General features: G+C 64.1%; 11 protein-coding genes. 3 read left to right on the forward strand and 8 right to left on the reverse strand.

The genetic code is table 11. The features are described 5' to 3' along the window. Nucleotides 1-5: 5 nt before the first annotated feature. From tgt to coaD, 5 genes are all read right to left on the reverse strand, one after another. A complete protein-coding gene (tgt, locus tag MF134_RS03465; RefSeq protein WP_255337980.1) occupies nucleotides 6-1,139 on the reverse strand; it encodes a tRNA guanosine(34) transglycosylase Tgt in 1,134 nt (377 codons plus the stop codon). After that, nucleotides 1,139-2,233, reverse strand: a complete 1,095-nt coding sequence (gene queA, locus MF134_RS03470) for a tRNA preQ1(34) S-adenosylmethionine ribosyltransferase-isomerase QueA (RefSeq protein ID WP_255337981.1) — start codon at nucleotides 2,231-2,233, stop codon at nucleotides 1,139-1,141. Before queA ends, tgt begins: the two co-directional genes overlap by 1 nt. An 18-nt stretch (nucleotides 2,234-2,251) precedes the next feature. Continuing rightward, nucleotides 2,252-2,722 (reverse strand): peptidylprolyl isomerase, encoded by a 471-nt coding sequence (locus MF134_RS03475; protein ID WP_255337982.1) that lies wholly within the window; start codon nucleotides 2,720-2,722, stop codon nucleotides 2,252-2,254. A gap of 122 nt (nucleotides 2,723-2,844) precedes the next feature. Continuing rightward, on the reverse strand, nucleotides 2,845-3,402 hold the full coding sequence (locus MF134_RS03480) for a peptidylprolyl isomerase (RefSeq protein WP_255337983.1): 558 nt from the start codon (nucleotides 3,400-3,402) through the stop codon (nucleotides 2,845-2,847). A gap of 31 nt (nucleotides 3,403-3,433) precedes the next feature. After that, nucleotides 3,434-3,931, reverse strand: coding sequence for a pantetheine-phosphate adenylyltransferase (coaD, locus tag MF134_RS03485; RefSeq protein ID WP_255337984.1), 498 nt, complete (start codon nucleotides 3,929-3,931; stop codon nucleotides 3,434-3,436). A 234-nt stretch (nucleotides 3,932-4,165) separates the two neighbouring features. Here coaD and MF134_RS03490 point away from each other — a divergent pair, with 234 nt between their 5' ends. Beyond that, nucleotides 4,166-4,312, forward strand: a complete 147-nt coding sequence (locus tag MF134_RS03490) for a hypothetical protein (protein ID WP_255337985.1) — start codon at nucleotides 4,166-4,168, stop codon at nucleotides 4,310-4,312. Between the two features lie 122 nt (nucleotides 4,313-4,434). Here the strand turns inward: MF134_RS03490 and gyrA are convergent, their stop codons facing one another. Continuing rightward, nucleotides 4,435-7,191 carry a DNA gyrase subunit A gene (gene gyrA, locus MF134_RS03495; protein ID WP_457589941.1) on the reverse strand — a complete coding sequence of 919 codons (2,757 nt, stop codon included), beginning with the start codon at nucleotides 7,189-7,191 and terminating at the stop codon, nucleotides 4,435-4,437. Nucleotides 7,192-7,543: 352 nt separating this feature from the next. Between gyrA and MF134_RS03500 the strand changes: the two genes are divergently transcribed. Both MF134_RS03500 and MF134_RS03505 read left to right on the forward strand, forming a co-directional pair. Beyond that, nucleotides 7,544-8,179, forward strand: a complete 636-nt coding sequence (locus MF134_RS03500; protein WP_255337987.1) for a MarC family protein — start codon at nucleotides 7,544-7,546, stop codon at nucleotides 8,177-8,179. 115 nt (nucleotides 8,180-8,294) lie between these two features. Further along, nucleotides 8,295-9,290 (forward strand): cation diffusion facilitator family transporter, encoded by a 996-nt coding sequence (locus tag MF134_RS03505; protein ID WP_255337988.1) that lies wholly within the window; start codon nucleotides 8,295-8,297, stop codon nucleotides 9,288-9,290. A 24-nt stretch (nucleotides 9,291-9,314) separates the two neighbouring features. Here the strand turns inward: MF134_RS03505 and MF134_RS03510 are convergent, their stop codons facing one another. After that, complete coding sequence (locus MF134_RS03510; RefSeq protein ID WP_255337989.1) at nucleotides 9,315-9,716, reverse strand: hypothetical protein; 402 nt, start codon at nucleotides 9,714-9,716, stop codon at nucleotides 9,315-9,317. Between the two features lie 77 nt (nucleotides 9,717-9,793). Then, the coding region (locus MF134_RS03515) for a 5'-methylthioadenosine/S-adenosylhomocysteine nucleosidase (RefSeq protein ID WP_369695403.1) at nucleotides 9,794-10,737 on the reverse strand (944 nt) is incomplete at its 5' end.

A 10,737-nucleotide genomic window follows, 5' to 3' on the forward strand; every position in this document is an offset into this window, starting at 1 on the left:
CCGTCTCACCCGAGCGCGGGCAGATCGCCCAAGGCCCATGTCTCTGCGGTCTCGGCCGAAAAATCGGCGACCCGGCCCTCGCCGATCGCCTGGCGAATTCCGGCCATCAGCGACTGATAGTAGGCGAGATTGTTCCAGGTGAGCAGCATGCCACCGAGCGACTCGTTGCTCCGGACGAGGTGGTGGAGATAGGCGCGGGAATAGTCCCGCGCCGCAGGGCAGTCCGATTCCTCGTCGAGCGGCCGGGGGTCCTCGGCGTGGCGGGCATTCTTCAGATTGATCTTGCCGCGCCGGGTATAGGCCAGACCATGCCTGCCGGCCCGCGTCGGCATCACACAGTCGAACATGTCGATGCCGCGGGCAACGGACTTCAGGATATCGTCCGGCGTCCCGACGCCCATCAGATAGCGGGGCTTCTGTGTCGGCAACGCGGGCACCGTCTCCTCGAGCGTCGCCAGCATGACGTCCTGCGGCTCGCCCACTGCCAGCCCGCCAACGGCGTAGCCCTTCAGATCCATCGCCGCCAGCGCTTCGGCCGAGCGCAGCCTGAGATCGATAAGGTCGCCGCCCTGGACGATCCCGAACATCGCCTTGCCCGGCTGGTCGCCGAACGCCGTCGCAGAGCGCTCCGCCCATCTGAGCGACAACTCCATTGCCCGCTCGATCTCGGCGCGCTCCGCCGGAAGGCGGATGCATTCGTCGAGCTGCATCTGGATGTCGGAATCGAGAAGTCCCTGGATCTCGATCGAGCGCTCCGGCGTCAGCGAATGGGGCGCCCCATCCACGTGGGAGCGGAAGGTCACCCCCTTCTCGTCGAGCTTTCTGAGATCGGCGAGCGACATCACCTGAAACCCGCCGGAATCGGTCAGGATCGGATGGGGCCAGCGGGCGAACTCATGCAGGCCGCCGAGCTTCGCGACGCGCTCGGCCCCGGGCCTCAGCATCAGATGATAGACATTGCCGAGGATGATGTCCGAGCCGAGGTCGCGCACCTGGTCGAGATACATGGCCTTGACCGTGCCCGCCGTGCCGACCGGCATGAAGGCGGGCGTGCGGACCGTGCCGCGCGGCATGGTGATCTCGCCGCGCCGGGCCTTGCCGTCCTCGGCCAGCAATCGAAACGTGAATTCGGCGGTCATCAAGGAGCATTCCTGTCGAGAAGGCAGGCGTCGCCATAGGAATAGAAGCGATAGCCGCTCTCGATCGCGTGGGCATAGGCCGCGCGCATCGTGTCGAGGCCCGAAAAGGCCGAGACGAGCATGAACAGCGTCGAACGCGGCAGGTGGAAATTTGTGACGAGCCGATCGACGGCGCGAAAACGATAGCCGGGCGTGATGAAGATGTCGGTCGGCCCTGCAAAGGGCCAAATCGTGCCATCCTCGCCGGCAGCGCTTTCGAGAAGGCGCAGCGAGGTCGTGCCGACGGCGACGAGGCGCCCGCCAGCCCGGCGGGCCGCGTTCAGGCGATCGGCGGTGGCAGTATCGATCCGGCCGATCTCCGCATGCATGCGATGCTCGTCGGTGTCGTCGGCCTTCACCGGCAGGAAGGTTCCCGCTCCGACGTGGAGCGTCAGGAATTCGGTCTTCACGCCGCGCGCGTCGAAACGCGCCATGAGGTCGGGCGTGAAATGCAGTCCGGCGGTCGGCGCTGCGACAGCCCCGCTCTCACGGGCAAAGATGGTCTGATAGTCCTGCCGGTCGGCCGCGTCGTCCGGGCGCTTCGAGGCGATGTAGGGCGGCAATGGGATGTGGCCGATCGCGGCGATCGCCTCGTCGAGAGCCGGCCCCTCCAGTTCGAAGCGCAGGGTTGCCTCGCCGGCCTCGCCCTTCTCCTCGACGACCGCCGGGAGCGTGCCCAGCAGGCAGGCATTGCTGCTCCCCACACCGAAGACGATCCGGTCGCCAACCTTGACCCGCTTGGCCGGGCGGACAAAAGCCTTCCAGCCATCGGGTGCGATGCGCATGTGAAGCGTCGCCTCGATCCGCGCGATGCCTTCGCCGGTCGTCACGCCCTCACGGCGACGCGTGCCGGAAAGTCGCGCCGGAATGACCTTCGTGTCGTTGAAGACGAGAACGTCGCCGGGTTCGAGGAGTTGAGGCAGATCGGCAATCGTGAAATCGCCGAGCGCGCCACCTGCCCCCACATGAAGAAGGCGGGCCGACTCGCGCGGAACCGCCGGTCGGAGCGCGATCCGCTCCTCCGGCAGTTCGAAATCGAAGAGTTCGACCCGCATTCCTGGCGTCCGGCCTTTCTAGAGGTCGGCGGCGACGCGCATGGTGGTGATCTTGTCGGGATCGCGCACGGGCTCACCGCGCTTGATCTGATCGACATTCTCCATGCCCTCGATAACCTCGCCCCAGACCGAATACTGCTTGTTCAGCCAGGGTGCGTCCTCGAAGCAGATGAAGAACTGCGAGTTCGCCGTGTCCGGATGGGCGGTGCGGGCGGCCGAAACCGTACCGCGCTTGTGCGATTCCGCGGAGAACTCCGCCTTCAGGTCCGGCTTGTCCGAGCCGCCCATGCCGGTGCCCGTCGGATCGCCCGTCTGCGCCATGAAACCGTCGATCACGCGGTGAAACACGACGCCATCGTAGAAGCCGTCGCGAGCGAGTTCCTTCACCCGAGCCACATGGTTGGGCGCGAGATCCGGCCTGAGCTTGATGACCACCTTGCCCTTGGTCGTCTCAAGGACCAGCGTGTCTTCGGGATTTTCGTAGGCCAATCCTACCTCCTTCACCTGTCGTTCCGCGGGGCCATCAACGGGCCCCGCGATCGTGACCGGTGTTTGGTCGCTTTCATCCCAAGGCGCAAGGCCCCTTTCCGGGGCGCCTCGCGCTGATAGGACTACTCCTGGTCGGCCGCGACCTTCACGGAGACCATCGCGTCCGGGTCGCTGACGGCCCCGTTCTGCTGCGGGTCGCCCTTCTTGATCTTGTCGACGACGTCCATGCCCTCCACGACATCGCCGACGATCGTGTACTGGCCGTCGAGGAAATCGCCGTCGGCGAGCATGATGAAGAACTGCGAATTCGCCGAGTTCGGATCCTGGGAGCGTGCCATGCCTACGGTGCCACGATCGAAAGTCTCTTCGTCCGAAAACTCCGCGTCCAGATCCGGCTTTTCGGAGCCGCCCATGCCGGTGCCCGTCGGATCGCCGGTCTGGGCCATGAAGCCCTCGATCACACGGTGGAAGACCACGCCGTCATAGAACCCTTCGCGCGCGAGTTCCTTGATCCGCGCCACGTGGTTCGGCGCCAGATCAGGTCTGAGCGCGATGTCGATCTCGCCTTCCTGCGTGGTAATCACCAGCGTGTTTTCCGGATCGGCCTCCTGCGCCGCCAGCCCGGACACCGCAAAGATCGACAGGGCGGCCGCCAGGCCGAGCGTCGCGATATATTTCATGTCGTCACCCCAAATTTCTTTTGGCCGCACCTTACATGCGGCCGAGTTTCCCCCTGATCGCCTCGGCGACATGGGCGGGAACAAAGTGTGAAACATCACCGCCCATCCCGGCGATCTGGCGAACCAATGTGGCGGTAATGGGCCGGGTTTGCGGGGTCGAGGGGAAAAAGATGGTCGCGATCTCGGGCGCCATCGCACCGTTCATCCCCGCCATCTGCATCTCGTAGTCGAGATCACTGCCGTCCCGCAGCCCGCGCACCAGAGCGACCGCTCCAGCCTCTTTCGCCGCCTCGACCACGAGACCGTCGAAGGCCTCGACCGCGATCCGGCCGGCATCTTCGCCAATCCGTTCAACCGCTCGACGAATCAGATCGGCCCGCTCTTCGAAGGAGAAGAGCGGCTTCTTGCCCGGATGAACGCCAATCCCCACAACCACCGTGTCGAAAAGGCGCAGAGCCTGCGCGAGAATGTCGAGGTGGCCGTTCGTCAGCGGATCGAAGGAGCCCGGATAGAAGACGCGCTTCGTCATGGTAACCTGCTCTTTCCAAAAGCCTCTGGTCTCTACCGGTTCACAACGCCTGACCGCAGGCGCGATGGGCAGCCGCACCCAAGGGGGAACACGACGGCAACATTACGATTTGATAAAGTCCCCGTGTCAGTGCCATTCTTGACACGTTCCCGCCGTCATGTGGGGCCAAATGCCGAGAAAGTTTGGAACAAATTCGAGACAAACCGGTTTCTCGGTCAAAACGGAGGCCCGAACATGTTGATCCTCGCACTGTCGATGATGTTGCTGATGACGCTGGCGACCGCAACTGCCATCGTGCTCAATGACGAGCGCGAAGAGGCGCGCGTCAAAGTTCTCGCCAAGGATCATTCAGGCTTTCGCGCTCCCCGTCACCGCTCGTAATCGGCAGGCCGCAAATCCGGCGAGATCGCGTCTGTCGCGGTCGCACAAGCCTGCCAGTTCTGTTCATAAAAAACCCTCGATCGCAGCACGGCTGTGATCGAGGGTTTTTTTCATCTTCAGTCCTATTCCTCGTCCGGCCCGCTCTCATCCGGTCCGTCCGTTGCGGGGCCGGAAGCATCTCCATCGGCTTCGCCCTCGATCGCTCCGGTCTCGTCCTCGGCTTCACCGGCTTCGTCGGCGCCCTGGTCGGGGATCCGCTCCACGGAGACGACGCGTTCGCCGCTCGCCGTGCGCAGGATCGTCACGCCGCCGGTCGAGCGACCCTTCATCCCGATGCCCTGGATCGGGACGCGAATGACCTGTCCCTTGTCGGTAACCATCAGAAGCTGATCCTCGGCCTCGACCGGGAAACCGGCCACCAGGGGTCCAAGCTTGTCGAGCCGATTGGTATCGGTTGCCCGGATGCCCTTGCCGCCGCGCCCGCTGGTGCGGAATTCGTAGGACGAGGAGCGCTTGCCGTAACCGAACTCGCTGATCGTCAGGATGAACTCCTCATGAGCGCTCAGATAGGCATAACGCTCCTGATCGATGGCGACGTCCTCGACGCCCTCCTCCTCGACCACCGGCGGCTCGCCGTTCCCCTCGCCCGCAGCATCGCCTTCGACGGCGCGTCGCATCTTGAGATAGGAGGCGCGCTCCGCCGGCGTCGCATCGACATGGCGCAAAATGCCCATGGAGACGACCTTCTCGCCGGCGCCGAGCGAGATCCCGCGAACGCCGATCGAGTTGCGACCGGCGAAGACACGGACATCGGTGGTCGGGAAACGGATGCACTGGCCTGAGGACGCCGTCAGCAGGACGTCGTCGTCCTCGGTACAGGTGGCGACCGCCAGGATCTCGTCACCATCGTCCTCGAGCTTCATGGCGATCTTGCCGTTGCGGTTCACCTGGGTGAAGTCCGACAGCTTGTTGCGGCGGACGGTGCCGCGCGTCGTCGCGAACATCACGTTCAGCCGCTCGGCGGCTTCGGCATCGCTCGGCAGCGGCAGGATCGAGGTGATCCGTTCCTCCTTTTCGAGCGGGAGGAGATTGATCAGCGCCTTGCCGCGCGATTGCGGCGTGGCGAGCGGCAGCCGCCAGACCTTCTCCTTGTAGACGATACCGCGCGAGGAGAAGAACAAGACCGCCGTGTGCGTGTTCGCCACGAACAGACGCGTCACCGAATCCTCGTCGTTCTTGAGCGACACACCCGAGCGGCCCTTGCCGCCACGGCGCTGGGCCCGATAGGTCGCGAGCGGCACGCGCTTGATGTAGCCGGAATGGCTGACGGTGACGACCATATCCTCGCGGGGGATGAGGTCTTCATCCTCCATGTCCGCCGCGCCCTCAGTAAGCTCCGTGCGGCGGGACGTCGCGAACTCGTCGCGAATGGCGGTGAGTTCCGCCGTGATGATCTCGCGGACCTTGATCCGCGACGACAGGATCTCGAGATACTCCTTGATCTCGGCCCCGATCTTGTTGAGCTCGTCGCCGATCTCGTCGCGGCCAAGTGCCGTCAGGCGCTGCAGGCGCAGATCGAGAATCGCCCGGGCCTGGGCTTCCGAGAGCCGGTAGGTGCCGTCTTCGGCAATGCGGTGGCGCGGATCGTCGATGAGCCGGATCAGCGGCGCGACGTCCTTGGCTTCCCAGTTGCGGGACATCAGGCGCTCGCGGGCGGTGGCCGGATCCGGCGCCTCGCGGATGAGCTTGATCACCTCGTCGATATTGGCAACGGCGATCGCGAGGCCGACCAGCACATGCGCCCGCTCCCGCGCCTTGCGCAGGAGGTATTTGGTCCGCCGGTTCACCACCTCCTCGCGGAAGGCGATGAAGGCCGAGAGCATGTCGGTGAGCGTCAATTGCTCAGGCTTGCCGCCATTGAGCGCCACCATGTTGGCGCCGAAGGAGGTCTGCAGCGGGGTGAAGCGATACAGCTGATTGAGGACGACGTCGGAGGAGGCGTCGCGCTTCAGTTCGACGACGACGCGGTAGCCCTCCCGATCGGACTCGTCGCGAATGTCGGAAATGCCTTCGATCCGCTTGTCGCGAACGAGATCGGCCATCTTCTCGATCATCGTCGCCTTGTTCACCTGATAGGGAACTTCGGTGACGATGATGGCCTCGCGGTCGCCGCGGATCTGCTCGATATGCACCTTGCCGCGCATCAGGATCGAGCCGCGGCCGGTCGAATAGGCCGACATGATGCCGGCCCGGCCCAGCACGAGAGCGCCGGTCGGGAAATCCGGTCCCGGAATGATCTCGACCAGTTCCTCCAGCGTGATCGCCGGGTTTTCGATCATCGCCACACAGCCGTCGACGACCTCGCCGAGATTGTGTGGAGGAATGTTCGTGGCCATGCCGACGGCGATGCCGCCGGAGCCGTTGACGAGGAGGTTCGGGAAGCGTGCCGGCAGGACCACCGGCTCCATCTCGCGCCCGTCATAGTTTTCCTGGAAATCGACCGTTTCCTTGTCGATATCCTCCAGCATCGGATCGGCGATCTTCTGCAGCCGGCACTCTGTGTAGCGCATGGCCGCCGGCGGATCGCCGTCGATCGAACCGAAATTTCCCTGCCCGTCGATCAGCGGCGCACGCAGCGACCAGTCCTGCGCCATGCGCACCAGAGCGTCGTAGATCGCGCTGTCGCCATGGGGATGGTACTTACCCATCACCTCACCGACCACACCCGCCGACTTGCGATAGGACTTGGTCGAGTTCAGCCCCATCTCGTGCATCGCATAGAGGATGCGTCGATGGACCGGCTTCAAGCCGTCGCGGACATCCGGCAGTGCGCGGCTAACGATCACGCTCATGGCGTAATCGAGATAGCTGCGCTGCATCTCGTCGATGATGGAAATACTGTCGATGCCGCCGCCGGAAGACGGCGGAGGCGGCGTGTCGTTTTCGTCTGCCAAGAGACTATCCCGATCGAATGAAATCTGTGCGCCCGCTATAGCGCGCCCTGCCGCTCAGGGCAAATCTGAGCGGCCCTCCTCGCGCAAAATTCCAACAGATATTTCAGAAGCTTATGACGACGAACGAAGAAATCTGTGACTGGTCCGCGGGAACGGTCGAACGAGACCGTATAGGTGAGCGAATCTTCGGCCTCGACAGCCGCGTTGCAGTCTGTCCGCGAACCGCGCAGACTGCCCAGATGATTTGTCCCCACGGCGAAGCTGCAAAGCAGGCTTGATGTTCGACATTCTTCTCAGCGGCTTCGCCACGCTCTTCGTCATTCTCGATCCGTTGGGGCTCGTGCCGCTGTTTCTGGCCTTGACGCCCGGCGCGAGCGAAGCGGAGCGCACGCGGATCGCGTTTCGCGCCACGGTGATCGCCTTCGTGATCCTGGCGCTCTTCGCGCTGACCGGGATCGTGGTTCTCGAGACCCTCGGCATCACGCTCGGCGCCTTCCGGGTGGCCGGTGGCCTGTTCCTCTTCTGGATCGGTTTCGAACTCGTCTTCGAGCGGCGCCGGGAACGCCACGAAAAGAGCGCCAATCGGGCCGTCCACGAGTCCGAAACGGCGGACGTCGCGGCGTTTCCCCTGGCGATCCCCCTGATGGCGGGTCCCGGCGCGATCTCCGCCGTCATTCTGCTTGCCGGCAATCTCGAAGGCATCGCCGGCAAGTCGGCCCTGCTTGCCCTCATCTTTTCCGCCCTTCTGGCGAATTTCGCCTTTCTGGCGGTCGCCCATCGGCTCGATCGTGTTCTGGGCGCCACGGGCCGGGCGGTGATCTCGCGCCTCTTGGGGGTTCTCCTCGCCGCCCTCGCGGTCCAATTCGTCGCCGACGGCGTGATGGCACTTTTTCATCTGCAATCAGACGCTTGAGCCTTCTGGCGCTGACGAGCCCGGCGCAAGCCGCCTCGAACTTTGTACTCCTGACGAACTTTTTGCTGGCCTGCGACTTTAGGCTCCAGCAACCAGCCGCTTTCGGAGGGACCAGATGGCGCGATCGAAACAAAAGGCCCAGGCGCCCCACGACGACAGCGGCAGCAGGAAAGCCGTCCTCGCCGCGATGGGCGCCAATGTCGCGATCGCGGTCACGAAACTGGGCGCAGCGCTGTTCACCGGCTCGTCCGCCATGTTCGCCGAAGGCATTCACTCGATCATCGACACCGCCAATCAGGGCTTCCTGCTCATCGGCATGAGCCGGGCCGAGAAGCCGGCAGACGAAAAACACCCGTTCGGCTATGGCTCGGAAGTCTATTTCTGGGCGTTTCTCGTGGCGATCTTCCTCTTCGCCATGGGCGCCGGCTTCTCCATCTACGAAGGCGTCGCCGGTCTGCTCGCGAGCGACAGCGAGGGGTTGGTCTCCCCCCTGGTGGCACTCATCGTGCTCTTCATGTCCTTCTGCTTCGAAGGCTACTCATGGACAGTCGCCGCCCGGGAATTCAACGAAAGACGCGATGGCAAGAGCCTGCTGCGCGACTTCCGCAGCATGAAGGATCCGTCGGTCTTTGTCGTTCTGTTCGAAGACACCGCGGCCTGCATCGGCATCGTGATCGCGGCAATCAGCATCGGCCTGTCCTGGTCGACGGGCATTCACGCCTTCGACGCCATCGGCTCGATCCTGATCGGCATTCTGCTCGGCGTGACGGCAATCCTGCTGGCGATCGAGGTCAAGGGCCTGCTCATCGGCGAAACGGCCGGTCCCGACATCGACAAGGCCATCCGCGGGCGGATTGCCAAACGCGACGAGATCCTCGCCGTCAACGAGCTGCGAACCCTCCATCTCGGGCCGAGCGACGTGCTTCTCACCATGAGCGTCGACTTCAAGGACGATGTGGTCTCGCAACGGATCGAGGCCATCGTCAGCGAGATCGAAGCGCGGGTACGCGAGGCCTTCCCGATCATCCGCCGCGTCTTCGTCGAGGTGCAGTCCCAGAAGGGGCACGATGTCTTCGCTGATGAGGCTACACCGGCACAGTCCGCGGGTTGATGCATCGTCGGCGACCCGGCGTCGTCATTCCCGAACCGGCAACTCGACCGTTACAGGCGTACCGTCGCCATGGACACTGTCATGCCCGACGACCGTCACCTCGCTCAGCCCCTCGGGAATCTCGATCCCGAAGGCGCTGCGGGTGAAGGGCTGCTCGTTGACATGGGGATGGAGGAGCGTGCGCGTGCCGAAAACGGTCCCGTCCGCGCCGCGAACCTCCCACCGGTCGGCATAATGGTCCCAGCCCTCGTCGGCATGGCGAAGCGTAACGGCGAAACTATAGGTTCCCGGACCGGTCTGCGTGACCGAGACGCCCTCGACCGTCACCTCACCCGCCGACACGAGCTGCGGCAGGAAAAGCGGGACGGCCAGGACAGCAGCGGCCATCCGACGCCCGACTCGATCCGGCAGCCAATCCTTGCGCATGTCTTCCACCTCCCGTTTCCGGTCACGGAGACCGTTCAGACAGAATGATCCGCCTCGTTCTCGGGTGCCCTGGTGGATCACATCCTTTCCGGCAGGGCGGTCAGAAAGGCCCGCACCACCCGGGCGGAGTTCTGCGAAGCGAGGCCGAAGAGCGTGCCCATTTCGTTCTCGGCTTCGCCGCCGCCGGCGAGATCGGACAGGCTTCGAAACGCGATGAAGGGCACCTGGTTGGCATAGGCCACATGGGCCACCGCAGCACTTTCCATGTCGAGAACTGAGGCTTCGAAGGTATCGAAGACGTAGGCGCGGAACTCGGCATTGTCGACGAACGCCATGCCCGATACGCCCTGACCGCCCACGACGATTGCGGGCGCATCGGAGAGACAGTCTGCGGCCTCGAGGCAACGCTCCAGCGTCACCTGCTTCGCCACTTCGCGCGCGACATCGAGCAGTTCGCCATCCACCGGAAACCAGAAGCGCTCTTCGACGCTTCCGCTGCGCCCCGAAACGACATCGACCGGCTGCGGAAAAATCATGCCGAAATTGGGAAAGGGCTGGTCGGCGAAACTCGGCAAACTCCATTCCGATTCGGCTCCGCGCGCGAAAACCGCTTCGAGATATTGTCCCCAGCGCTCCGCGACGACGGCGTCACCAATATCGAGCTGCGGATCGACACCGCCCGCGATCCCGGAAAACACGATGGCTTCGATCTTGAACCGATCGAGCGCCAGCTGCGTCGTCATGGCCGCGTTGACCATGCTGACGCCGCTCAGAAACAGGACGACGTCCTTGCCCTCAAGCGTGCCCGTGACGAAGCGATTGCCATTGATGACGAACGTCTCCGGTTGCCTCAGGGCGTCCTTCAGGCTCTGCCATTCCGGTTCGAAGGCGGACATCACGGCGATCCGCCGCGGCTCGCTCTCGTCTGCCCGCGCACTGTCCGTGTCGGCGGCCTGGGCAAGTGCCGCCTGACTAATCACCAGGAGCGCGGCCACGAAGGCCATTGCGTGCATGAGACGGT

It is taken from the genome of Jiella marina, assembly GCF_024359545.1.
Taxonomy (GTDB): Bacteria; Pseudomonadota; Alphaproteobacteria; order Rhizobiales; family Rhizobiaceae; genus Jiella.